Below are 23,114 nucleotides of genomic sequence, written 5' to 3'. Positions count from 1 at the left end.
TGCTGCCGACGGTCCCCGGAAAGAGAGCAAACGGATGTCGACGCTTCTGTACCGAATCGGCAGGGCCGCCTATGGGCGGCCCTGGTACTTCATCGGCGCCTGGCTGGTCGTGCTCGGGGTGATCGTGGGCATCCTGGTCGCGAGTCCGCCCAAGCTGAGCACCGAGATCCGCATCGACGGCACGCCGTCGCAGAGCGTGATCGACAACCTTGCCCAGCGCCTGCCTGCGGCCGCGGGCGGGCAGGGCATCATCGCCTTCGAGGCGCCGACGGGCGAGCGAATCGACACGGGCGCGAATCTGACCGCCCTGACGAAGGCGATCGATGCGGTCTATGGCGCGCCGCACGTGGTGAACGCGCCTGAGGAGTTCGCCGCCCAGGTGGCCAGCGGCCAGGCGACCGCACTCCTGCAGGCGGCTGCCGCGATCGCCAAGGCGGATGCCGCCTTGCCTCCCCCCGCACGGGCGCAGCCGACTCCGCTGCTCGTCGGCGGCCAGCAGGTGCCGGGCGTGGCGATCTCTCCGAACGGCCAGGTCGCCCTCTTCCAGTTCGAGTTCGACAAGCAGACCTACGAGCTGCCGGCATCCGCCATCAGCCACACGGTCAACGTCTCCGAGCAGGCCGTGAGCGCGCAGGGCATTCGCGTGCTGCCCTCATCGGCCATGATCGCGGCGCCGGCACTGGTCGGCCCGGGCGAGATCATCGGGCTCATCGTCGCCGCACTCGTGCTCCTCATCACGCTCGGCTCCGTCGTCGCAGCAGGGCTCCCGCTCGGCACCGCGCTGATGGGCATCGCCGTCGGGGTCGGCGGCGCCTTCACGTTCTCGCATCTGGTCACCATGCAATCGCTGACCGCCATGCTCGCCCTCATGGTCGGTCTCGCCGTCGGCATCGACTACTCGCTCTTCATCGTCAACCGGCAACGCCGACTCATCCTCGACCAGAAGCTCCTGGCGCACGAAGCCACCGGGAGGGCGCTCGGCACGTCGGGCAGCGCCGTCGTGTTCGCCGGAACCACGGTCATCATCGCCTTGCTGGCGCTGATGGTGGTGCGCGTCCAGATGCTCACCACGATGGCCGTCGTCGCGGCCGTGACGGTGGCCATCGCGGTGATCGCCGCCAACACGCTGCTGCCGGCTCTGCTGGGCCTGATCGGCGAGCGGATCTGCTCCGCCAAGACCAGGCTCAAGGCGGAGCAGAACTCCGTGGTCGGCGGCGCGCACCGGGTGGCGCACGCCTGGTCCACGTTCCTCACCCGGCACCGCGTCCTCTCTGTCGTCGCCGCGGTGATCATCGCCGGTGCCGTCGCGATTCCGATGGCGACGATGGATCTCGGCCTGCCCGCCGGGTCCAGCTACAACAAGGGAACCCCCCAGCGCGCCAGCTACGACGTGATCGACAGTGCTTTCGGCGAAGGCTACAACGGTCCGCTCGTCGTCGCCGCCGACAGCCCGGACGGGAAGGGGATCAGCACCCAGAACCTGGTCAATCTGGATCGCGACCTGAGCGGCCTGCCCGGTGTGGCAGCCGTGCAGCTGGCCGGGCTCAGTCCCGACGCCGCGACCGCGATCTTCTCCGTCACGCCCGCCACCGGGCCCACCGATCCGAAGACCACGGATCTGATCCACGTGGTCCGCGACCGCGCGGCCGGCTTCGAGGGCGTGCAGGGCGTCACCGTCGGCGTCACCGGCTTCACCGCCCTCGCCGTCGACATCTCCGCCCGGCTCGCCCAGGTGCTGCCGCTCTATCTCGCCGTGGTCATCGGGCTCTCGCTGATCGTGCTGCTCCTCGTGTTCCGGTCGATCGTCGTGCCGCTGAAGGCCACCGTAGGATTCCTGCTCACCGTCTTCGCCACCTTCGGAGCGACCACCGCTGTGTTCCAGTGGGGCTGGGTGCAGGGCATCCTCGGGCTCAACGCCACCTCGCCCGTGCTCAGCCTCCTGCCGATCGTCGTCACGGGCGTGCTCTACGGCCTCGCCATGGACTACGAGGTCTTCCTCGTCTCGTCCATGAAAGAAGCGCACGTCCACGGGCACCGCGGGCGCGAATCCGTCGTCTTCGGCTTCTCGCTCGCCAGCCGGGTCGTGGTCGCCGCGGCGATCATCATGACGTCGGTGTTCGCCGGATTCGCGTTCAACGAGGACCCCATGATCAAGCAGTTCGGCTTCGCGCTCGCCTTCGGCATCCTCATCGACGCCTTCGTCGTGCGCATGACCTTCGTCCCCGCGATCATGGCCCTCTTCGGCGACAAGGCCTGGTGGCTGCCCCGCTGGCTCGACCGCGTCCTCCCCAACTTCGACATCGAGGGAGACGCCCTCGTGCGTTCGATCGCGGCCCAGCAGGTGCGCGAGAACGCGGCCTGACGGAGGCGGTCGACGCGGCCGTGCGCGCGTGGTGAGGTACGGTTTCCATATCGACTATGGATTTCATACCAACGAGGTGAAGGCGACCGATCGGATCGCCTGCAGTTCGTTCCACGCGGCCGTCGAGTTGATCGGCAAGCGCTGGAACGGGGTGATCATCGAGGCGCTTCTGACCCGGGCGCTGCGGTTCTCCGAACTGCGCGGCGCGATCCCGGAGATCACGCCGGCCATGCTCTCGCAGCGGCTCAAGGAGCTCGAAAGGCAGCAGCTGGTGCGGCGCGAGGTCTCGGCCGAGCGCCCGGTAGAGGTGACCTATTCACTCACCGCCGTCGGGCGGCAGCTCTCGGTCGTGCTCGATGCCGTGGCGGAGTGGAGCCTGGGTTGGTCCGGCGAAGAAGGGAAAGGCAGACTATGGAACTCGGCATCTACTCATTCGGCGAGCTGATCGAGAATCCCGGCGAGGATCAGGCGCGCAGCGTCCACCAGCGGTTCGAGCAGGTTCTCGAGCTGGCGCGGCTGGCGGATGCCGGCGGCCTCGACCTCATCGGGCTCGGCGAGCACCATCGGCCCGACTTCACCATTTCCGCTCCCGAGGTGGTGCTCGCGGCGATCGCGGGCCAGACGTCCCGGCTGCGACTGGCGACCGCGGTCACCGTGCTCTCCAGCCAGGACCCGGTGCGGGTCTTCGAGCAGTTCGCGACGCTCGACCACGTCTCGAACGGGCGTGCCGAGATCTTCGCCGGCCGCGGCGCGTTCATCGAGTCGTTCCCGCTGTTCGGCTACGACCTGGCGGACTACGACGACCTGTTCGACGAGAAGCTGAAGCTGCTCGTGCGGCTGCGCGAGGAATCCACGCTCACGTGGAGCGGCCGGTTCCGCTCGGCTCTCGACCACGCCGAGGTTTCGCCGCGGCCGCTGCAGGAGCCGCTGCCGATCTGGGTCGCCATCGGCGGCACACCCGCCTCGGCGGTGCGCGCAGGTCTGCTCGGCCTGCCCATGGTGATGGGCTTCTTCGCCGGCCCTGAGCAGTTCGTTCCCCGCGTCCAGCTCTACCGCCGCGCCGCAGAGCAGGCCGGCCACGACCCCGCGACGCTGCGGCTCGCGGTCAGCGGCCACATGTTCGTCGGGAAGACCTCGCAGGGCGCCCGCGACGAGTACTTCCCCTACTACTCCAGCTACCTGCGGCAGGGCATGGGCAGACCTTTCCCGCGCGAGGCCTTCGACTCGTGGATCGCCGCCAGCCTGCCGGTCGGCAGCCCCCAGCAGGTCGTGGACGCGATCATGCTGCGGGTCGAGCTGCTCGGCATCGACCGCTTCGTGGGCCAGATCGACGCCGGCAACCCGCCCTGGGCCATGACGGCGGAATCCCTCGAGCTCTACATGACCGAGGTCGCCCCCGTCATCCGCCGCGAGACGGCGTCGGCCGCCGTGAAGGCGTGAGCCGGTACCGCCGCGAACTCGCCTGACAGCCATGGCGGGAATGGTCGGCGGTCGGGTCGACGACCCGATCGCACCAGCGCTCGCGCGGGAAGGGCAGGGATCCCGCCTCGGGCGGCTCCGTGATCGCCGGCGGACCCCCGTCGGCCGCAGCACGCCGCGCGAAGACCCGGAATGCCGGGCGATTTCGACTCTCGACCCGCTCGGGGCGTAACACGTGCCTTCGCCTCGTCGGGTGACGAGGCAATGGCGCTGGACCTCACGCGCGTCGACACGCCTACCCTGGAGAGGACATGGCGCATCTACTGGGCGGCGAGGCGCTGCACCTCGAATACCCGACCAAGGTCGTGTTCGACTCGGTGACCCTCGGGGTGAACGAGGGCGACCGCATCGGCGTCGTCGGCCGCAACGGCGACGGCAAGTCGACCCTGCTCAGACTGCTCGCCGGTCTCGTCGAGCCCGACTCCGGGCGGGTGACCCGGCGGCGGGATGTCGCGGTCGGCGTCCTCGACCAGTCCGACACCCTCGATGAGACGCTCGCCGTCGGCCGTGCGATCGTCGGCGAGGCCGCCGAGCACGAGTGGGCGTCGAGCGCACGCATCCGCGATGTCATCGGCGGGCTCGTCGGCGACATCCCGTGGGACGCCGTGGTCGGCTCGCTCTCGGGCGGTCAGCGCCGCCGCGTCGCGCTGGCCGCGCTGCTCGTCGGGGAGTGGGACGTGCTCTTCCTCGACGAGCCGACGAACCACCTCGACGTCGAGGGCATCGCCTGGCTCGCCGCGCATCTCCAGCGCCGTTGGGCGGCGTCGGCGGGCGGGCTCGTCGTCGTCACCCACGACCGGTGGTTCCTCGACGAGGTGTCGACGGCGACGTGGGAGGTGCACGACCGCATCGTCGAGCCGTTCGAAGGCGGGTACGCGGCCTACATCCTGCAGCGCGTCGAACGCGACCGGATGGCGGCAGCGAGCGAGCAGCGCCGACAGAACCTCGCCCGCAAAGAGCTCGCCTGGCTGCGCCGCGGCGCGCCCGCGCGCACGTCGAAGCCGAAGTTCCGCATCGAGGCGGCGAACATGCTCATCGAGGACGTGCCGCCGATCCGGGATTCCACCTCGCTCCAGCACCTCGCGGTGGCGCGACTCGGCAAGGACGTCGTCGACCTCCTCGGCGTCTCGGTCGCCTTCGACGGCAGGCCCGTGCTGCGGGAGGTGGAGTGGCGCATCGCGCCAGGCGAGCGCACCGGAATCCTCGGCGTCAACGGCGCCGGCAAGTCGACGCTGCTCGGCCTGGTCGCCGGCACGGTCGCACCGACCTCGGGGCGGGTGAAGCGCGGTACGACGGTCAAGGTCGTGACCCTCACCCAGCGCCTCGACGAACTCGACGAGCACCTCGACGAACCGGTGCGCACCGTCATCAGCGCGCTGCGCACCAGCTATACCGTCGGCGCCGGTTCGAAGGCGCAGGACCTCACCCCGGGCCAGCTGCTCGAGCAACTGGGGTTCTCGAGCGCGCAGCTCTCGACGCCGGTGAAGGACCTCTCGGGCGGTCAGAAGCGGCGTCTGCAACTGCTGCTCATCCTGCTCGAACAGCCGAACGTGCTCATCCTCGACGAGCCGACCAATGACCTCGACACCGACATGCTCGCGGCCATCGAGGACCTGCTCGACTCGTGGCCGGGCACGCTGCTCGTCGTGTCTCACGACCGGTACTTCCTGGAGCGCGTGACCGACCAGCAGTACGGGATCCTCGACGGGCATCTGCGGCATCTGCCGGGCGGCGTGGATGAGTACCTGCGACTCCGGCAGCGCGAGGTGGACGCCGGCCGCCGCGGCGAACTCGGGAAGAACGCGCCCGACGCCGCCGGGGGAGTCCCTGGTCCGGCCGCGCCGGGCGAAACCACCTCGGTCAGCCGCGGTGAGGGCCTGCCGGTGTCCGGCGCCGAGCGCCGCACCGCCGAGAAGGAGCTCGCCGCGATCGAGCGCAAGCTCGTCAAGCTGCAGGCCGAGATCGAGGCCGACCATGAGCGCCTCGCCGGGCACGACCAGTCCGACTATATCGGCCTCGGCGCCCTCAGTGCCGGCCTGCGCTCGCTCGAGACCGGGGTCGCCGATCTCGAGACCCGCTGGCTGGAGCTGCAGGAGCTTCTCGGCTAGGGCGCGGTCGCTTCCGGCGTGCTCGAGACCATCGGGCGAGGCGAGGAGGACGCGCTCTCCGGGATCCGAGGCCGGTCCGCTCGCGTCAACCGGTGACGCGCACCCTCCGAGGGACGAGCGTGAGCACGTGGCGGTCGCCATCCGGAGGCCCGAAGGATTCGAGGGTCCGGCCGTAGCGCGCGAGGATCCGCGTCAGGAAGGCGAGGTCGGGGTCGTCCTCGACGACGAGGTCGCCGCGCACGTCGATCGTCCGGTACGCGTTGGCGGGGTCGATGACGAAGAGGCTCCCGGCGGGCGTGGCGAGCGCGTTCCGGTAGCGCTGCCTGCTGCCGTGGATCGAGGTGCGGATCACGTCGCCGTCGAGCAGGAACCAGATCGCGCTCGTCTGCGGGCGCCCGTCGGGGCCGATCGTCGTGAATCCGGCGGCCTCCGTCGTCGTGAGCAGGTCGCGGTGGGACTCGGGGATCGCGGCGGCGTCGGTCATGACTCCAGTCTGCCGCAGCCGGCGCGCCGCCCCCGGCGGAGCTGTCAGCCCTGGAAGCGGAAGAGCAGCGATTCGCGTCGGACGAATCCGACGGACTCGTAGAGGCGGATGGCGGCCTCGCGCGACGGCCGCGAGGTGAGGTCGACGGTGCGCGCCCCGAGGCGGTTCGCCTCGTCGAGCAGGGCGCGCAGCAGCAGGCGGCCGACGCCGTGGCCGCGCTCGGCGGAATCCACCACGACGTCGTCGATATGCGCGCGCACCCCGGTCGGGATCGCGTAGTGGATGAGCGACGCCATGCCGACGATGGTGCCGTCGACCCGCGCGATGAAGAGCGCGGCCGAGTCGCTCGCGACCATGGCCTCGACCAGTTCGCGCGAGTAGGCCGCGCTGCTCGAGAGCTGCGGCAGCAGCGCCCTGACGGCCTCGGCGACCTCGCCGGTGAGCTCCGAGACGATTTCGACGGTAGCAATCGGCTGCTCGGCTGGCACGAGAAGCATCATCCCGTATACCCCGGCGGTTTGGCGAGATTCCGGGTGCGCGGGCGCGATTGCGCGCCACCGGTCCGCGCGCTGCGGAACTGCCCTGCACAAGTTCACTCGCCGTCCACCGCCGCTGGGTCATCCGTTTCCGTTCGCCTGGGAAGAATGCTTCGGATACCCGGAGCACAGCCCCCCTGTGCACTCCCTGCATGCCGGCGAGCTCGTCGCCGACGCCGTCACGGCCTGGTTCGGGGAGCGCAAGGTGCTCGACAGGGTGTCGCTCGACATGACGGCGGGCGAGGTCCGCCTCGACGGCCAGGACATCTACTCGCCCAGCGTCAAGATCACAACGGCGCGCCGCCACGTCGGCATGATCTTCCAGAAGCCGAACCCGTTCCCCGCGATGTCGATCTACGAGAACGTCGTCGCAGGCCTCAAGCTCTCGGGCATCCGCGCGAGCCGCGAGCAGAAGGACATCCTCGTCGAGGACTCCCTCCGCAAGGCCGCGCTCTGGGACGAGGTCAAGGACCGCCTCGACCAGCCCGGCGGCGGCCTCTCCGGCGGGCAGCAGCAGCGGTTGTGCATCGCGCGGTCGCTGGCGATGTCGCCGCGGGTACTGCTCATGGACGAGCCCTGCTCGGCCCTCGACCCCACCTCGACCCGCCGTGTCGAGGAGACCATCGCGTCGCTGCGCGGCTCGGTGACGATCGTCATCGTCACCCACAACATGCAGCAGGCCGCCCGCGTCTCCGACCGCACCGCGTTCTTCCTCGCCGCGCAGAACACCCCCGGCGTCATCGTCGAGTACGGCGACACCGAGGCGATGTTCGAGCACCCGCAGGATTCGCGGACGCGCGACTACGTCGGCGGTCGCTTCGGCTGAGACCAGTGCCGCGTCACCTCGCCGTGCCGAGCCTTCCGCGGCGATCCGGCTACCGCGTTTCGCCAGCCGACGGCGATTGATCCACCGGATCAACCGCCCCCAGTCGGCTGCGCGAATCGAACCCGACGGTGAGCTTCCGCAGCAGGCCCGCGAGCTTGGCCTGATCCGAGGCGCCGATCGCGCTGAGGATGTCGTGCTCGGCGTCGACGAGGCGCGTGATCGCGGCATCCACCCGGGTGAGCCCCTTCGGGGTCATTCGCACCAGGATGCCGCGGCCATCGGCCGGGTCGGGCGTGCGCTCGACGAATCCGCGCTCGACGAGGCGGTCGATGCGGTTCGTCATCGTGCCGCTGGCGACGAGCGTCTGGGTGAGCAGCGCCTTGGGGGAGAGCTGGTATGGATCGCCGGCGCGGCGCAGCGCCGCGAGCACGTCAAACTCCCACGAGGGGAGGCTGGAGCGGCTGAACGCCGACTTGCGGGCCCGGTCGAGGTGGTGCGAGAGCCGGTCGACGCGCGAGAGCACCTGCATCGGCGTGAAGTCGAGGTCGGGCCGTTCGCGCAGCCACGCGTCGACGATGCGGTCCACTTCGTCCTGTTCCCGGGCTGCCATGGCGAAAGCCTAAGTGGGCTGACCGTCGGTCTCAGGTCGTCGAGCCTTTCGCGGTAGTCTGGCTGCCGCCTCCAGTCGGCCGCGCAGTCCGAGATGGTGTAACGGCAGCACGACGGCCTTTGGAGCCGTTAAGTCCTGGTTCGAATCCAGGTCTCGGAACTTCGCGCCGGCGCGATCGATCCAGCGCGGCGCGCTCAGGTGGCCGCCCCGACGGGGCGTCCGCGCGTCGGCGAGAGGCGGCGGGTACAGTGCGCTAACGGAATCCTCGCGCTTCGGGGCGGAACCCCTAGCGGTTCTCTCACGCTCAGGTCCGCCGCGTCATGCTGTAGTCATGACCGCTCTGTCCCGCGCCCGCGGCGCCCTCTGGTCCCTCGCCCTCGGCGACGCGCTCGGGATGCCGACGCAGAATCTGCCGCGCGCCTTCGTGCGGGCGCGCTACGGGCTGCTCGGCGGCTTCCAGCCCGGCCCGGCCGAGAACGAGATCAGCGCCGGCCTGCCGGCGGGGCGCGTCACCGACGACACCGACCAGGCGCTCATCCTTGGCCGACTGCTCGTCGCGGGCGGCGGGCACGTCGCGCCGCGCGCCTTCGCCGACGCCCTGCTCGACTGGGAGCGCCGGATGCGCGAGGCGGGCTCGCACGACCTGCTCGGCCCGTCCACCTCGCGCGCGCTGGCGCTCGCCGCCGAGGGCGTGCCGCCCGATCAGACCGGCCGCCACGGCACGACGAACGGGGCCGCCATGCGCATCGCGCCCCTCGGCATCGCCGTGCCGGCCGAGCCGGTCGGAGCGCTCGTCGACGCCGTCGAGGAGTCGACCATCGTCACCCACCACACCGGTCTCGCCATCGCCGGCGCCGCCGCGGTCGCGGCGGCGGTGAGCGCCGGAGTGTCCGGGGCCGGCCCGGCCGCGGCGCGTGCGGTCGCGGTCGAGGCCGCGCGTCTGGGGCAATCCCGCGGCGAATGGGCGGCCGGTCCGTCGGTCGCGGCGCGTATCGCCTGGGCGGTCGACCTCGTCGCCGGGTGCGACCCTGCCGAGGCGCTCGAGCGCATCGACGATCTCGTCGGCACGAGCGTCGCGACGCAGGAATCCGTGCCCGCCGCGTTCGCCGTCGCCGCGCTGTTCCCCGCCGACCCCTGGAACGCGACCCGCCATGCGGCGAGCCTCGGCGGGGACTCCGATACCATCGCCGCCATCGCGGGGGCGATCGCGGGCGCCGCCGCCGGCGTCGAGGCGATCCCGGTCGCGGCGCTGGCCGAGCTCGCCGCCGCCAACCCCGGACTCGGCGTCGACGCGCTCGCCGGCGAGCTGCTCGCCCTGCGCGAGGCGGCAGCGGAGGCGGCGCGATGAGTGCCCGGGTCGTCTCGCCCGCCAGCATCCTCGTCGACCTCGCGATCGAGGTGCCGGCGCTTCCGGAGCGCGGCGGCGACGTCGTCGCGCGCGCCTCGCGCACCGAAGTGGGCGGCGGGTTCAACCTCATCGCCGCCGCCGCCCGGCAGGGGATCGAATGCGTGTACGCCGGGCCGCACGGCGTCGGCCGATACGGCGACCTGGTGCGGGCGGCGCTCGCAGCCGAGGGCGTCCGCATCGTCGCCGCACCCCGCACCGACGCCGACACCGGCTACTGCGTCGCCCTCATCGAGCCCGACGCCGAGCGGACCTTCGTCACCGTGACCGGAGTCGAGGCCCAGGTGACCGCCGCCGAGCTCGACGCCGCGGGAATCCGCCCCGACGACGTCGTCGCGCTCTCCGGGTACGACCTCGCCTACCCGGGGAGCGGCCCGGTGCTCGGGCGCTGGCTCGGCACCGCCCCGCCCGCCCGCTACGCGCTCGACCCCGGACCGCTCGTCGCCGAGATCCCGACCGGGATCCTCGCCGCCGCGCTCGCCCGCGTCGAGATCCTCACCCTCAACCAGCGCGAGGCGCGGCTGCTCGGCGATGCGCCGGACGCCTCGGGCACGGTGCTCCTCGACGCGGTGCGCGCCGTCCCGGCATTGAACCCGGCCGCGCTCGTCGTGGTGCGCGAAGGCGCGGCGGGATGCGTCGCGGCGGGCGGCGCTCTCGGCGATACCGCCCTCGCGGTGCCGGCGCCCGCGGTCGAGGCCGTCGACACCAGCGGAGCCGGCGACACCCACACCGGGGTGCTGCTCGCCGAGCTCGCCCGCGGCACCGAGGCGGTCGAGGCGCTGCGCCTCGCCACCCTCGCCGCCGCGATCTCGGTCACGCGCCGGGGGCCGGCTCAGGCGCCTGCTCGCGCTGAAATAGTCGCGGCAGGATTAGGCGCATGACCGACGCGAACCTCGCCATCGTCGTTCTCGCCGCCGGCCAGGGCACGCGGATGAAGTCGCCCGTTCCCAAGGTGCTCCACGTGCTCGCCGGGCGGCCGTTGCTCGACCACGTGCTCGGCACGGCGGCCGAGCTCGGGGCATCCGCCGTCATCGTCGTCGTGCGGCACGAGCGCGACCTCGTCGCGTCGGCCGCGCTCCAGGCGCTGCCGGGGGCGATCATCGTCGATCAGGACGACCTTCCGGGCACCGGCCGCGCCGTCGAGCTGGCCCTCGCGGTCCTGCCGGCCGGCTTCGACGGCGACGTGCTCATCCTCAGCGGCGACGTGCCGCTGCTCGACGCGGGCACGCTGCACGGGCTGCTCGAGACGCATCGCGACTCGGGTGCCGCGGTGACCCTCCTGTCGATGATGGCCACTGACCCGGACGGCTACGGGCGGATCATCCGCGGCGCCGGCGGCGCGCTCGCGCGCATCGTCGAGCAGCGGGATGCGACGGAGGGCGAGAAGGCCGTCCGCGAGGTCAACGGCGGCATCTACGTCTTCCGGGCGCGGCCGCTTGCCGCCGCGCTCGCCCGGATCGGCACCGACAACGCGCAGGGCGAGAAGTACCTCACCGACGCGATCGCCGTGCTGCGCGCCGCAGGACTGCCCGCGAGCGCGGTCGTCGTCGCGGACGCGTGGCGCATCGAGGGCGTCAACGACCCCGATCAGCTCGCCGCCGCCGAGGCCGCGTACTTCCGCCACCTGGCCCCCTGAGACGCGAAGCCCGTGGCCGGGTGCGACTGCGCCTGACCGGGGGCGAGGTGGGAAAGTTTCGCTCGGTAGGATGACCGTGCAGCCGCGATCCGGGCGCGGCTCAGGAAGGCGGGCCACGTGTCGGGCATCGAGATGGCGACATCGCGGCGGCTGGTCCTGATCTCAGGCCGAGCCCACCCCCAGCTGGCCGCCGACATCGCCCGCGAGCTCGAGACCGAGTTGGTGCCCACCGAGTCCCGCACCTTCGCCAACGGCGAGATCTACGCCCGTTTCGGCGAGAGCGTGCGCGGCGCGGATGCCTTCGTCATCCAGTCGCACACCTCGCCCATCAACGAGTGGCTCATGGAGCAACTCATCATGGTCGACGCGCTCAAGCGTGCCTCGGTGAAGCGCGTCTCGGTCGTCGCCCCGTTCTACCCTTACGCCCGCCAGGACAAGAAGGGCCGCGGCCGCGAGCCGATCTCGGCCCGCCTCGTCGCCGATCTGTTCAAGGCGGCCGGCGCCGACCGCATCATGTCGGTCGACCTGCACGCGGCGCAGATCCAGGGCTTCTTCGACGGTCCTGTCGACCACCTCTTCGCCATGCCGGTGCTGCTCGAGCATTTCCAGAAGCAGCTCGACCCGAAGACCCTCACCGTGGTCTCGCCCGATATGGGCCGCGTGCGCGTCGCCGACGTCTGGAGCGACAAGCTCGGTGCGCCGCTCGCCATCATCCACAAGCGCCGCGACCCGAAGATCGCGAACCAGGTCAGTGTCCACGAGATCGTCGGCGAGGTCGAGGGCCGCGTCTGCCTGCTCGTCGACGACATCATCGACACCGGCCGCACCATCGTGAAGGCCGCCGAGGCGTTGAAGAAGGCGGGCGCGACCGGCGTCGTCGTCGCGGCGACCCACGCCGTGTTCAGCGACCCGGCCGTCGAGATCCTGCAGAGCGACTTCATCGACTCCGTCGTCGTCACCGACACGCTCCCGGTGGCCGAGTACAAGCGGTGGGACCGCCTCACCGTGCTCTCCATCGCACCGCTCATCGCCCGCGCCATCCACGAGGTCTTCGCGGACGGGTCGGTCACGAGCATGTTCGATGGTGCGGCATAGGGGTCCGAAGAGCGTGCCGGCGGGTGTCGCCTTCCGCGGCGCCCCGGGGGGCAGCTCGTGACGACCCTCGAGTGCGGTTATTTTCACGCCGGCCTATGCCGGAGCTGCACTCTCATCGAGATTCCCTACTCTCGCCAGCTCGCCGACAAGCAGGCGCGCGCTGAGGCGTTGATCGGCGGGGCCGACGGGGCCGGCGGCATCGAGTGGCTCGAGCCGGTCGCGAGCGAGGTCGCGCACTTCCGCACGAAGGCGAAGATGGTCGTCGGCGGCACCGCGGATGCCCCGACACTCGGCATCCTCGACGCCGAAGGCCGCGGCGTCGACCTCAGCGACTGTCCGATCGTCGACGGCCGCGTCCTCGCCGCTCTGGCGCCGATCACGCGGTTCATCGCCCTCGCCGCGATCACCCCGTACGCGGTGCCGAGCCGCCGCGGCGAGCTCAAGCATGTCATCGTGACCGTCTCGCCGGCGGGCGACCTCATGGTGCGCTTCGTGCTGCGCTCGAGCGAGCCGGTGCCGCGCATCCGCAAGCACCTCGGCACGCTGCTCGACGCCATCCCCGGTCTCGCCGTCGTCAGTGCGAACATCCAGCCCGTCCACGCTGCAATCCTCGAGGGCGACGAGGAGATCGCCATCCACGGCGACGTGCTCGAGCTCGCCTTCGACGGCGTGACGCTGCAGCTGCTGCCGCGCAGCTTCGTGCAGACGAACAACGGCATCGCCGCCGGCCTCTATCGCGCCGGCGCCGCCTGGCTCGCCGAGGTGGAACCCGGCCGCGTCTGGGACCTCTACAGCGGCGCGGGCGGATTCGCACTGCACGCCGCCGCGGCGGGCAGCCGGGTCGTCGGCGTCGAGGTGAGCGAGGCGGCGGTGGCGAGCGCGCAGGCTGCGGCACGGGCCTTCGGCGTCGACGCGGACTTCCTCGCCGACGACGCGACCCGGTTCGCGCTCGAGGCGGTCGAGACCCCCGGCGCCGTCATCGTCAACCCGCCGCGCCGCGGCATCGGGGCCGAACTCGCGGGGTGGCTCGAGGATTCCGGAATCCGCCACGTCCTCTACTCCAGCTGCAACGCCGAAAGCCTCGCGCGCGACCTCGCCGCGATGCCGTCGCTGAGGCCGGTGCGGGCGCAGGTGTTCGACATGTTCCCGCACACGGCGCACTTCGAGACCCTCGTGCTGCTCGCGCGCGATCCGGCCGGTCGCGGCCACTAGCGTTTTTCCTATGACCGACGGCTCCGCGCGCTTCTTCCGGCTCGCGCTCGCGACCCTCGTCGTCGGACTGCTCGTCGGCGCGGCGTCCGCGCTCATCGCGCTGCTGCTGCGCGCGGTCGAGTGGCTGGCGTGGGGCTACGCCGAGAGCTCGGCGGTGCCCGGCGCCGATGCCGCGGACCCGTGGCGGCGCCTCATCGCCGTCGTCGCGGCCGGCGTGGTGGTGAGCGTCGGCTGGTGGCTGCTGCGGGGTCGCGCCACGGCGGTGCCCTCCGTGGCCAAGGCGGTCGACGGCGAACGGATGCCGTGGTGGCAGACCCTCGTGCACGTCGCCCTCCAGGGTGTCCACGTCGGCGCCGGCGCCTCGATCGGGCGCGAGGTCGCGCCGCGCGAGCTCGGCGCGCTCATCGGCGGCTGGTTCGCGGACGTGATGGGCTTCGACGCCCGCCACCGGCGGGTCCTCGCCGCCGCCGCCGCGGGAGCCGGCCTCGCAGGCGTCTACAACGTGCCGCTTGCGGGCGCGCTGTTCGCGGTCGAGATCCTGCTCGCCGAGTTCAGCCTCGAGGCCTCCGCCGTCGCGCTCGGCACCTCGGCGATCGCCGCGCTCGTCGCGAGCGTCGTCGTCGGCGGGGTGCCGTTCTTCCTCGTCGACGCGGGCGCGCCGAGCTGGTCGCTCGCGGTGTGCGCGCTCGTCGCGGGCCCGGTCTTCGGCGCGATCGGGTTCGCGTTCGAGCGTGCGTCGGCGTGGGCGGAGCGCACCAAGACGACCGACCGCACCATCCTCTGGATGCTGCCCGCCATGGCCTTCGCGACGGGCCTGTTCGGTCTCGCGTTCCCGCAGATCATGGGCAACGGCCGCTCCATCGGCCAGCTCGCCTTCGCCTCGCCGGGCCTCGGAAGCGTCGTGCTGCTTCTCGTGCTCTTCGCCTCGAAGGGTCTCTTCACGGTCGGCACGCTGCACTCCGGCGCGTCCGGCGGCGTGCTGCAGCCGGCGATCGCGCTCGGCGCCTCCTCGGGCGCCGTCATCGGAATCCTCTGGTCGTCGATGTGGCCGGGGTCGCCGGTCGCCGCCTTCGCGCTGCTCGGCGCCGCGGCGGTGCTCGCCGCCTCGCAGCGCTCGCCGTTCACCGCGATCGCGATCGTCCTCGAACTGACGGCGGCGCCGCTCGGATTCCTCGCCCCCGTCGGCCTCGCGGTGCTCGGCTCGATCCTGACGCGTCAGCTCCTGCAGCACCGGCGGGACAGGTCGAGGGTCCTGGACCTCTAGCAGCGCCGCTGGTCGAGCCTGTCGACATCAGCGGTGCGGTCGTTTCGACACCGGCGCTCTGCGCCCTGCTCGATGACCGAGTGCTAGTGCCAACTCGGGGCCGTCTCGATCTCGGAGCGGTCGCCCGACCACAGGGTGTGGAACGTGCCCTCACGGTCGACCCGCCGATAGGTGTGCGCGCCGAAGAAGTCGCGCTGCCCCTGCACGAGCGCCGCGGGCAGGCGCGCCGCACGCAGCCCGTCGTAGTACGCGAGCGAGGACGAGAAGGCCGGGGCGGGGATTCCGGCCTGCGCCGCCGCGACGACCACCCGGCGCCAGGCATCCTGTGCGCCCTCGACGACGTCGCGGAAGAACGGCGCGAGCACGAGTGCGACCAGTCCCGGCGAGTCGGCGTAGGCCTCCGCGATGCGACCCAGGAAGCCGGCGCGGATGATGCATCCGGCACGCCAGATGCGGGCGATCGCGCCCTTGTCGATCGACCACGAAAACTGCTCGGCGCCGGCGACGATCTCGTCGAAGCCCTGCGAGTAGGCGATGATCTTCGACGCGTAGAGCGCCTGGCGGACATCCTCGATGAAGGCGTCCGGGTCGGGGGCCGTCCACCCCGACGGACCGGGCAGGCCCGCCGCCGCCTCGCGCTGCGCCGGCTTCGACGACAGCGAACGGGCGAACACCGCCTCGGCGATGCCCGAGACCGGCACGCCGAGGTCGAGGGCGTTCTGCACCGTCCACGCGCCGGTGCCCTTGGCGGCGGCCTGGTCGACGATGACGTCGACGAGGGGGCGACCGGTCGCGGCATCCGCCTGGCGCAGCACCTCGGCGGTGATCTCGATGAGGTAGGACTCGAGCTCGCCCGCATTCCACCCGGCGAAGATGTCGGCGATCTCGGCGGGGGTCCTCCCGGTGCCGCGGCGGATGAGGTCGTAGGCCTCGGCGATGAGCTGCATGTCGGCGTACTCGATGCCGTTGTGCACCATCTTGACGAAGTGGCCGGCGCCGTCGGTGCCGACATGGGTCACGCACGGCTCGCCGTCCGGAGCCTTCGCCGCGATGGAGGCGAGGATCGGGCCGAGGGTCCGGTACGACTCGGCCGAGCCGCCCGGCATGATCGACGGGCCGTGGAGCGCGCCCTCCTCGCCGCCCGAGATGCCCGTGCCCACGAAGTGCAGGCCCGCTTCGCGCAGGGCCTTCTCGCGGCGGATGGTGTCGTGGAAGTTCGCGTTGCCGCCGTCGACGATGATGTCGCCCGGCTCGAACACCCGCACGAGCTCGTCGATGACGGCGTCGGTGCCCGCGCCCGCCTGCACCATGATGATCGCGGTGCGGGGCGCGGCGAGGGACGCGGCGAACTCGTCGTAGGTGCGCGCGGCGAGGAATCCCGCCTCGGGATGCTCGGTGATGAGCGTCTCGGTGCGCGCCCAGGAGCGGTTGAAGACCGCGACCGTGTTGCCCTCGCGGCTGGCGAGGTTGCGGGCGAGGTTGGATCCCATCACCGCAAGGCCGACGACACCGATGTTGGCGGATCTCTCTGGCATGGTCTCAAGCCTAGAGGCGGGTCGCGCGGTGCGCGCGGCGCCGGGCGACCCGCCTCGTCGTCGCTACTGCGGGCCGGGCTGGGTTCGGTTGGCGCGCAGCACCTCGAGGCGGGCGCGGTACTCCTTCTCGTCGATGTCGCCGTTGGCGAACCGCTCGGCGAGGGTGCGCTCGGCATCCGCCGTCGAGTTCCAGGGGCCGCCCCTGGGGCCGCCCCAGGGGCCGTATCCGCCCCACGGCCCGTTGCTCCACTGCCCGGAGCGGTGCCAGCGGCGTCGACCGAACACGATGGCGAGCACGATGATCGCGAGGAAGAGGAACCAGCCGATCGGGATGAAGACCCAGTACGGCGAGAACGCGTGGTACATCATGTACGAAGTCTTTCTTGCAGACGATCGGAATTCCCTGACATCCCCAGTCTCCGCTGTTTCGCGCTTTCGGGGATCCGCCGCGGGGAGTGACTCCCGCTGCTCCCGCGGGATGACGCGGGATGCCCCGGACCGGACCGGCTACTGCGCCAGGCAGGTGTCGTAGGCGAACACGACGAGCTGCACCCGATCGCGCGCCGCCGATCGCGGCCTACTCCCGCGGGAGTACGCGTCGCCCGCCGCTTCGATGCTCATCGGCTAGACTGAGCCCGAACTTCGGCGAGGGATGCCGGGGCACCCGCCCCGCACATCCGTTATCGACGCGGTGGGACTGGCAGCACGTCTTTCCTCACGCGATGAGCGTTCGAGTTGAATCCGCATTCACGACGTGGGCCGAGAGCCCACCGCACCACTTGGAGTAACACCATGGCTGAAGACAACAAGGTCGTCGCCGAGCTGCGCGAGCAGTTCGGCAAGGGCGCCGCGCGCAAGATCCGCGCGGCGGGCAAGATCCCGGCCGTCATCTACGGGCACGGCACCGAGCCCAAGCACATCACGCTGCCCGCCCACCAGGTCGGCCTGCTGCTGCGCAAGGCGAACGCGATCCTCGAGCTCGACATCGCCGGCACGAGCGAGCTCACCCTCGTCAAGGACGTCCAGAAGGACCCGGTGGCCCAGATCATCGAGCACATCGACCTCATCCTCGTGCGGCGGGGCGAGAAGGTCCAGGTCGAGATCCCCGTGCACGTCGAGGGCGCTCCGTTCGGCGCCGGCCGTGCCGAGCTCGACACCGGGACGCTCCTCATCGAGGCCGAGGCGACGAACATCCCCGAGCGGGTCGTCGTCAGCGTCGAAGGGCTCGAGGCCGGCACGCACATCCTCGCCGGCGCGGTCGCGCTGCCGGCGGGCGCGGTGCTCCTCACCGACCCGGAGGCGCTCGTCGTCGCCATCGTCGGCCCGACCGCCGAGGCCATCGCCGAGGAGAGCGGTGCGCCGGAGGCCGCGGCGTCGTAGTTGGCTGCTGACACCTGGCTCGTCGTCGGCCTCGGCAACCCCGGCGCGCAGTACGCGAACACCCGGCACAACGTCGGGCAGCTCGTCGTCGACGAGCTCGCCCGGCGGGCGGGGGCGGCCTTCACGTCGCACAAGGCGAACGCGCACATCGCTGAGGGCCGCGCCGCGCCGGGCGCCCCGAAGCTCGTCCTCGCGAAGTCGAACGGCTACATGAACAGCTCGGGCGGCCCCGTCTCGGCGCTGCTCAGATTCTTCTCGCTGACCCCGGCGCAGCTCATCGTGGTGCAGGACGAGCTCGACATCCCCTTCGATAGCCTCAAGCTCAAGTTCGGCGGCGGGCACGGCGGGCACAACGGCATCCGCGACATCATGTCGGCGGTCGGCACCGGCGATTTCATCCGCGTGCGCGTGGGCGTCGGTCGCCCCCCGGGCGAGCGCGACGCGGCCGACCATGTGCTCAGGCCGTTCACCGCGGCGGAGCGCAAGAATCTGCCGATCCTGGTGGGGGATGCCGCCGACGCCGTGGAACTCATCACGCAGAAGGGTCTCGCCGAGGCCCAGTTGAAGTACCACACCGGCTGACCTCGTCCTGTTTCCGCGCGTTCGGGCTGAGACTCGGTGTGACACGCGGGCGTAAGAGCCGTCATTCAGCGTGTCGAACCGAGTCTCAGCCCGACGACCGCAGGAGGCGACCTGGGCGGGGCGCGGTCGGGCACCCGCGGGGCGCGGTCGGGCACCCGCGGGTCGCGGTCGGGCACAGGAATGGACTGCGCGGCACTCCCGCTCCCCGCGCGGCCGAGGTCCGTTTGCACCCGCCAACTAGGCTTGCGGCGTGGTACTCGAGGGTTTGATCGAGGCGCTTTCGCGCGCCCGGACCGTCGACGACGCCCTCGCCTACGCCGCGCGCGACGCCGACTTCTCGCTCGTCGAGGGCCTGGACGCGCCGCTGCTCACCGCCCTGCTCGGCCGCCGCGAACCTGCCCGGCGCGTGCTCTTCGCCGTCACCGCGACGGGCCGCGACGCGCAGGCGCTGGAGACCTCGCTCGCGGCGCTGCTGCCGGATGCCGAGATCCTCGAGTTCCCCGCATGGGAGACTCTGCCGCACGAGCGCCTCAGCCCGAGCGCTGAGACCGTCGGGCGGCGGCTCGCCGTCATCCGGGCGCTCAGCGCCTGGGATTCCGGGCCGCAGGACGCCCCGCTCGTCGTCATCGCGAGCGTGCGCGCCGCGCTGCAGCCGGTCGCCGACAATCTCGCCGACATCGAGCCGCTCACGCTCGCCGTCGGCGAGCAGGACAACGACCTCGGTGCCGTTGCCGCGCGCCTGGTCGCGCTCGCCTACAGCCGCGTCGACATGGTCACGCGCCGCGGCGAGTTCGCGGTGCGCGGCGGCATCCTCGACGTGTTCTCGCCGGTGGCCGAGCACCCCTATCGCATCGACTTCTTCGGGCCCGAGGTCGACCAGATCCGCCTCTTCTCCGTTGCCGACCAACGCTCGCTGCCCGACGAGCTGCGGCGAGTGGAACTAGGCCCGAGCCGCGAAATCCTGCTGACGGATGCCGTGCGCCAGCGCGCCCGCGAGATGCAGCACGAGTTCCCCAGTCTCGCCGAGATGCTCGGCCGGCTCGGCGAGGGGATCCCCGTCGAGGGCATGGAGTCGCTCGCGCCGGCCCTCGTCGACCGGCTGGTGCCCGTCACGCACTACCTGCCGCAGGGCGCCGCCGTCGCGGTCCTCGGCCCCGAGCGCGTGGCGAGCCGCGCGGTGAGCCTCGCCGACACGAACCGCGAGTTCCTCGCCGCGGCCTGGAGCGCGGCGACGGTGGGGGCGCAGGCGCCTATCGACCTCGACGCCGGCGACTTCACGACGGTAGCGGCGTTGCGGCGGTCGCACCCCGGCACGTGGTGGACCCTCAGCCAGTTCGACTCGGGTGCGTCGCGCAGCGACGCGAACGGCGCCAGCCCGGTCGGCCCCGCGGATCGACCATCATCCGGCGGTCCCGACAACCTGCCGGACGAGGACGATCCTTTCAGTGAAGAGCTTCCCGGCCGCTACCTGAGAATCGACGCCACCGCCATCCCCTCCTTCGCCGGGCAGGTCGCCGGGGCGGTCGACCACGTCGCCGAGCGCCTCGCCGCTGGCTGGACGGTCCTCGTCGCGGCGGCGGGGCGCGGTCTCGCCGAGCGCGCCGCCGACGTGCTGAGCGAGCACGGCCTCGCCGCACGTCTGAGCGACGAGTTCCCCAGTGCGCCGGAATCCGGTGTCGCCTACGTCGTCAAGGCGAGCATCGAGCGCGGGTTCGAGCTCCCCGAGACCAAGCTCGCGGTGCTCGGCGAGGCCGACTTCTACGGTCGTCAGGTCGGGTACGACTCGCCGACGGCCAAGAAGCTCGGCAGCCGCCGCCGCAATGTCGTCGACCCGTTGCAGCTCAAGCCGGGCGACATCGTCGTGCACCAGACGCACGGCATCGGCAAGTTCCTCGAGCTCGTGCAGCGCGAGGTCTCCTCCGGCGGGCGCAACCCGGTCAAGACCACCCGCGAGTACCTCGTCCTCGAGTACGCGCCGAGCAAGCGCGGCTACCCCGGCGACAAGCTCTACGTTCCCACCGACCAGCTTGACCTGCTCACCCGCTACGTCGGCGGCGAGGAGCCGGCGCTGAGCAGGATGGGCGGCAGCGACTGGGCGCAGGCCAAATCCAAGGCCCGCAAGGCGGTACGCGACATCGCCGTCGAGCTCGTCAAGCTCTACTCGGCGCGGATGGCGTCGAAGGGCTTCGCGTTTCCGCCCGACAGCCCGTGGCAGCGCGAACTCGAGGACGCCTTCCCCTTCGTCGAGACGCCCGACCAGCTGCAGACCATCGACGAGGTCAAGGCGGACATGGAGCGCCCGATCCCCATGGACCGCCTCGTCTCAGGCGACGTCGGCTTCGGCAAGACCGAGATCGCGGTGCGCGCCGCGTTCAAGGCGGTGCAGGCCGGCAAGCAGGTCGCGATCCTCGTGCCGACCACCCTGCTCGTCAAGCAGCACTTCGAGACGTTCTCCGAGCGCTTCGCCGGATTCCCCGTCCATCTGCGCCAGCTCAGCCGGTTCCAGACCGACAAGGAGGCGAAGGAGGTGCTCGCCGGCCTCGCCGACGGAACGGTCGACGTCGTCATCGGAACGCACCGGCTGCTCGGCCCGGGGGTCGCCTTCAAGGACCTCGGCCTCGTCGTCGTCGACGAGGAGCAGCGCTTCGGCGTCGAGCACAAGGACGCACTGAAAAAGCTCAAGACCAATGTCGACGTCCTCGCGATGAGCGCGACGCCCATTCCGAGAACCCTCGAGATGGCGGTGACGGGCATCCGCGAGATGTCGACCCTCGCCACCGCCCCCGAGGACCGGCACCCGATCCTCACCTTCGTCGGGCCGTACTCCGACAAGCAGGTCTCCGCCGCCATCCGCCGGGAGCTCCTGCGCGAGGGCCAGGTGTTCTACGTGCACAACCGTGTGCAATCCATCAACGCGGTCGCCGCCAAGGTCGCCGAACTCGTGCCCGAGGCGCGCGTCGCGGTCGCCCACGGCCAGCTCAACGAGCATGTGCTCGAGCAGATCGTCGTCGACTTCTGGGAGCGCCGCTTCGACGTGCTGGTGTGCACGACGATCATCGAGACCGGCCTGGACATTACCAACGCGAACACGATCATCATCGATCGCGCCGACAAGTACGGGCTGTCGCAGCTCCACCAGCTGCGCGGCCGCGTGGGGCGCGGCCGGGAGCGGGCCTACGCCTATTTCCTCTGGGACGAGGACAAGCCGCTCTCCGAGACCGCCCACGACCGGCTCGCCACGATCGCCGCGAACAACGAACTCGGCGCCGGCATGCAGGTCGCGCTCAAGGACCTCGAGATCCGCGGCGCGGGCAACCTGCTCGGCGGCGAGCAGTCGGGGCACATCGCCGGCGTCGGCTTCGACCTCTACCTGCGGATGATCGGCGAGGCGGTGGGGCAGTTCCGGGGCGAGGCCGCCGAGGGTCAGACTGAGCTGCGCCTCGAGCTGCCGGTCGACGCGCACATCCCCGAGGAGTACGTGGATTCCGAGCGGCTGCGCCTCGAGGCCTACCAGAAGCTCTCCGCGGCGACCGCGCCGAGCGCGAAGGACGAGGCGATCGACCTCGTCGTCGACGAGCTCGTCGACCGCTACGGCGAGCTTCCGGAGCCGGTGGTCAACCTCGTCGCCGTCGCACGGCTGCGCCATCGCGCCCAGCGCGCCGGGCTCAGCGAGGTCCTCGCCATGGGGTCGTCCTTGCGGATCGCCCCCGCCGAGCTGCCCGATTCCATCCAGGTGCGGCTGCAGCGGCTCTACCAGGGCGCCCGCTACTTCGCGCAGCAGCGCGCGATCTCGGTGCCGATCAAGCAGGTCGGCGGCGAACCGCTCGCCGATGCCGACCTCATCGCCTGGGTCGGCGCCCTGCTCGACGCGATCTTCCCGGTTCCCGAGAAGGCGCCCGATCACGTGGTGGGCTGAGCGCATGGCGTCCGTCAAGGTCCACCCCGCCTACCTGCTCACCGCGACCGCACTCGCGGCCATCATCGCGGCCGGCATCGCCGGGGCGGCGCTCTACCCATCGCTGCCCGATCCGGTGCCCACGCACTGGAATGCCGCGGGCCAGGTCGACGCGTGGTCGGCGAAATCGTTCTGGAGCGTCTTCGGCACCCTCGTCATCGCGGCCGGCATCGTCGGCATCCTGTTCGCCTCGTCCTACTTCTCGGCCCCCGGTGAGTCGCGTGCGCAGCGGCACCTGCTCGTGACGTCGCTCGGCTGCCTGCAGGTCTCCCTCGGCGCAGGGCTGGCGGCGCTGGCGCTGTGCACCTGGCTCGCCCCGGGCGTCGCGCTGCCGTTCTATCTCGTCCTCGCGGCGATGATCGCGGGCATCCTCGCGACGCTCGTCGTCCTCGGCGTGAGGCTGGCCCGGGGTGCGGCCTCCCGCACCGAGTCCGATTCCGCCACGGACGCGCCGGCGCCGGAATGGGCCGGGGACCCGCACTGGCGGGCCGGATTCCTCTACGTCAACGCCGCCGACGGCCGCGTCGTGGTGCCGAAGCGCTACGGCCTCGGCTGGACGATCAACTTCGGCAGCGCGGGCGGCATCGCGATCGGAGCCCTCGTCATCGCCGTCATCGCCGCCGCGGTCGTTCTGCCGGCGCTGCG

The 23,114-nt window shown here is 71.5% G+C and carries 20 protein-coding genes and 1 tRNA gene; 16 read left to right on the top strand and 5 right to left on the bottom strand.

The genetic code is table 11. The features are described from left to right. Nucleotides 1–34: 34 nt before the first annotated feature. The 4 genes from M7D61_RS07035 to M7D61_RS07020 all read left to right on the top strand — a co-directional run bounded on the left by M7D61_RS07035 (nucleotide 35) and on the right by M7D61_RS07020 (nucleotide 5,949). Complete coding sequence (locus M7D61_RS07035) at nucleotides 35–2,362, top strand: MMPL family transporter (RefSeq protein ID WP_298228927.1); 2,328 nt, start codon at nucleotides 35–37, stop codon at nucleotides 2,360–2,362. 127 nt (nucleotides 2,363–2,489) lie between these two features. After that, nucleotides 2,490–2,807 (top strand): helix-turn-helix domain-containing protein, encoded by a 318-nt coding sequence (locus tag M7D61_RS07030; RefSeq protein ID WP_298228925.1) that lies wholly within the window; start codon nucleotides 2,490–2,492, stop codon nucleotides 2,805–2,807. Beyond that, nucleotides 2,774–3,802: an LLM class flavin-dependent oxidoreductase gene (locus M7D61_RS07025; protein WP_298228922.1), complete on the top strand. Its 1,029-nt coding sequence runs from the start codon at nucleotides 2,774–2,776 to the stop codon at nucleotides 3,800–3,802. The genes M7D61_RS07030 and M7D61_RS07025 overlap by 34 nt, the downstream gene beginning before the upstream one ends. 290 nt (nucleotides 3,803–4,092) lie before the next feature. Continuing rightward, the gene (locus M7D61_RS07020; protein WP_298228920.1) at nucleotides 4,093–5,949 is read left to right on the top strand and encodes an ABC-F family ATP-binding cassette domain-containing protein; all 1,857 of its coding nucleotides are present in this window, start codon (nucleotides 4,093–4,095) and stop codon (nucleotides 5,947–5,949) included. Nucleotides 5,950–6,034: 85 nt separating this feature from the next. On the opposite strand, the gene M7D61_RS07015 is transcribed toward M7D61_RS07020, so the two are convergent. Together M7D61_RS07015 and M7D61_RS07010 are read right to left on the bottom strand one after the other, a co-directional pair. After that, complete coding sequence (locus M7D61_RS07015; RefSeq protein ID WP_298228918.1) at nucleotides 6,035–6,433, bottom strand: TIGR03618 family F420-dependent PPOX class oxidoreductase; 399 nt, start codon at nucleotides 6,431–6,433, stop codon at nucleotides 6,035–6,037. 44 nt (nucleotides 6,434–6,477) lie between these two features. Then, entirely contained in the window at nucleotides 6,478–6,921 is a 444-nt protein-coding gene (locus tag M7D61_RS07010; RefSeq protein WP_298228917.1) for a GNAT family N-acetyltransferase, read from the bottom strand. Between the two features lie 187 nt (nucleotides 6,922–7,108). On the opposite strand from M7D61_RS07010, the gene M7D61_RS07005 reads away from it, so the two are divergent. After that, nucleotides 7,109–7,795, top strand: coding sequence for an ATP-binding cassette domain-containing protein (locus tag M7D61_RS07005; RefSeq protein WP_298228915.1), 687 nt, complete (start codon nucleotides 7,109–7,111; stop codon nucleotides 7,793–7,795). Between the two features lie 49 nt (nucleotides 7,796–7,844). On the opposite strand, the gene M7D61_RS07000 is transcribed toward M7D61_RS07005, so the two are convergent. After that, on the bottom strand, nucleotides 7,845–8,405 hold the full coding sequence (locus tag M7D61_RS07000; RefSeq protein ID WP_298228912.1) for a MarR family winged helix-turn-helix transcriptional regulator: 561 nt from the start codon (nucleotides 8,403–8,405) through the stop codon (nucleotides 7,845–7,847). Between the two features lie 87 nt (nucleotides 8,406–8,492). Here M7D61_RS07000 and M7D61_RS06995 point away from each other — a divergent pair. The 7 genes from M7D61_RS06995 (at nucleotide 8,493) to M7D61_RS06965 (ending at nucleotide 15,017) form a co-directional block, all read left to right on the top strand. Next, nucleotides 8,493–8,564, top strand: a tRNA-Gln gene (locus tag M7D61_RS06995). A 172-nt stretch (nucleotides 8,565–8,736) separates the two neighbouring features. Next, entirely contained in the window at nucleotides 8,737–9,753 is a 1,017-nt protein-coding gene (locus tag M7D61_RS06990; protein WP_298228911.1) for an ADP-ribosylglycohydrolase family protein, read from the top strand. Then, a complete protein-coding gene (locus tag M7D61_RS06985) occupies nucleotides 9,750–10,691 on the top strand; it encodes a PfkB family carbohydrate kinase (RefSeq protein ID WP_298228909.1) in 942 nt (313 codons plus the stop codon). Before M7D61_RS06990 ends, M7D61_RS06985 begins: the two co-directional genes overlap by 4 nt. After that, nucleotides 10,688–11,446: an NTP transferase domain-containing protein gene (locus M7D61_RS06980; protein ID WP_298228907.1), complete on the top strand. Its 759-nt coding sequence runs from the start codon at nucleotides 10,688–10,690 to the stop codon at nucleotides 11,444–11,446. Before M7D61_RS06985 ends, M7D61_RS06980 begins: the two co-directional genes overlap by 4 nt. Nucleotides 11,447–11,578: 132 nt before the next feature. Next, nucleotides 11,579–12,541, top strand: a complete 963-nt coding sequence (locus M7D61_RS06975) for a ribose-phosphate diphosphokinase (RefSeq protein ID WP_298228947.1) — start codon at nucleotides 11,579–11,581, stop codon at nucleotides 12,539–12,541. A gap of 57 nt (nucleotides 12,542–12,598) precedes the next feature. Next, nucleotides 12,599–13,753: a methyltransferase domain-containing protein gene (locus M7D61_RS06970; protein ID WP_298228905.1), complete on the top strand. Its 1,155-nt coding sequence runs from the start codon at nucleotides 12,599–12,601 to the stop codon at nucleotides 13,751–13,753. 10 nt (nucleotides 13,754–13,763) lie between these two features. Beyond that, nucleotides 13,764–15,017, top strand: a complete 1,254-nt coding sequence (locus M7D61_RS06965) for a chloride channel protein (protein WP_298228903.1) — start codon at nucleotides 13,764–13,766, stop codon at nucleotides 15,015–15,017. Nucleotides 15,018–15,100: 83 nt separating this feature from the next. On the opposite strand, the gene gndA is transcribed toward M7D61_RS06965, so the two are convergent. Next, nucleotides 15,101–16,552 carry an NADP-dependent phosphogluconate dehydrogenase gene (gene gndA, locus M7D61_RS06960; protein ID WP_298228901.1) on the bottom strand — a complete coding sequence of 484 codons (1,452 nt, stop codon included), beginning with the start codon at nucleotides 16,550–16,552 and terminating at the stop codon, nucleotides 15,101–15,103. 63 nt (nucleotides 16,553–16,615) lie between these two features. Beyond that, nucleotides 16,616–16,921 (bottom strand): SHOCT domain-containing protein, encoded by a 306-nt coding sequence (locus M7D61_RS06955; protein ID WP_298228900.1) that lies wholly within the window; start codon nucleotides 16,919–16,921, stop codon nucleotides 16,616–16,618. A gap of 423 nt (nucleotides 16,922–17,344) precedes the next feature. On the opposite strand from M7D61_RS06955, the gene M7D61_RS06950 reads away from it, so the two are divergent. The 4 genes from M7D61_RS06950 to M7D61_RS06935 all read left to right on the top strand — a co-directional run. Further along, on the top strand, nucleotides 17,345–17,932 hold the full coding sequence (locus M7D61_RS06950) for a 50S ribosomal protein L25/general stress protein Ctc (protein WP_298228899.1): 588 nt from the start codon (nucleotides 17,345–17,347) through the stop codon (nucleotides 17,930–17,932). Further along, on the top strand, nucleotides 17,933–18,514 hold the full coding sequence (gene pth, locus M7D61_RS06945; RefSeq protein WP_298228898.1) for an aminoacyl-tRNA hydrolase: 582 nt from the start codon (nucleotides 17,933–17,935) through the stop codon (nucleotides 18,512–18,514). A 250-nt stretch (nucleotides 18,515–18,764) separates the two neighbouring features. Further along, nucleotides 18,765–22,430 (top strand): transcription-repair coupling factor, encoded by a 3,666-nt coding sequence (gene mfd / locus M7D61_RS06940; protein ID WP_298228897.1) that lies wholly within the window; start codon nucleotides 18,765–18,767, stop codon nucleotides 22,428–22,430. Between the two features lie 4 nt (nucleotides 22,431–22,434). Continuing rightward, a partial coding sequence (locus M7D61_RS06935) for a DUF1648 domain-containing protein (protein WP_298228896.1) occupies nucleotides 22,435–23,114 on the top strand: 680 nt, incomplete at its 3' end.

This window comes from Gryllotalpicola sp., assembly GCF_027352875.1.
Classification (GTDB): domain Bacteria; phylum Actinomycetota; class Actinomycetes; order Actinomycetales; family Microbacteriaceae; genus Gryllotalpicola.
The sequence above is the reverse complement of the archived record's forward strand: the minus strand, read 5'-3'. Positions and strand labels throughout refer to the sequence as shown.

Bases quoted from the DNA above. Each gene is read 5' to 3' on its own strand.
- M7D61_RS07035 (WP_298228927.1), top strand. From the start codon at position 35: ATGTCGACGCTTCTGTACCGAATCGGCAGGGCCGCCTATGGGCGGCCC.
- M7D61_RS07025 (WP_298228922.1), top strand. From the start codon at position 2,774: ATGGAACTCGGCATCTACTCATTCGGCGAGCTGATCGAGAATCCCGGC.
- M7D61_RS07020 (WP_298228920.1), top strand. From the start codon at position 4,093: ATGGCGCATCTACTGGGCGGCGAGGCGCTGCACCTCGAATACCCGACC.
- M7D61_RS07015 (WP_298228918.1), bottom strand. From the start codon at position 6,433: ATGACCGACGCCGCCGCGATCCCCGAGTCCCACCGCGACCTGCTCACG.
- M7D61_RS07000 (WP_298228912.1), bottom strand. From the start codon at position 8,405: ATGGCAGCCCGGGAACAGGACGAAGTGGACCGCATCGTCGACGCGTGG.
- M7D61_RS06990 (WP_298228911.1), top strand. From the start codon at position 8,737: ATGACCGCTCTGTCCCGCGCCCGCGGCGCCCTCTGGTCCCTCGCCCTC.
- M7D61_RS06985 (WP_298228909.1), top strand. From the start codon at position 9,750: ATGAGTGCCCGGGTCGTCTCGCCCGCCAGCATCCTCGTCGACCTCGCG.
- M7D61_RS06980 (WP_298228907.1), top strand. From the start codon at position 10,688: ATGACCGACGCGAACCTCGCCATCGTCGTTCTCGCCGCCGGCCAGGGC.
- M7D61_RS06975 (WP_298228947.1), top strand. From the start codon at position 11,579: ATGGCGACATCGCGGCGGCTGGTCCTGATCTCAGGCCGAGCCCACCCC.
- M7D61_RS06965 (WP_298228903.1), top strand. From the start codon at position 13,764: ATGACCGACGGCTCCGCGCGCTTCTTCCGGCTCGCGCTCGCGACCCTC.
- gndA (WP_298228901.1), bottom strand. From the start codon at position 16,552: ATGCCAGAGAGATCCGCCAACATCGGTGTCGTCGGCCTTGCGGTGATG.
- M7D61_RS06955 (WP_298228900.1), bottom strand. From the start codon at position 16,921: ATGATGTACCACGCGTTCTCGCCGTACTGGGTCTTCATCCCGATCGGC.
- M7D61_RS06950 (WP_298228899.1), top strand. From the start codon at position 17,345: ATGGCTGAAGACAACAAGGTCGTCGCCGAGCTGCGCGAGCAGTTCGGC.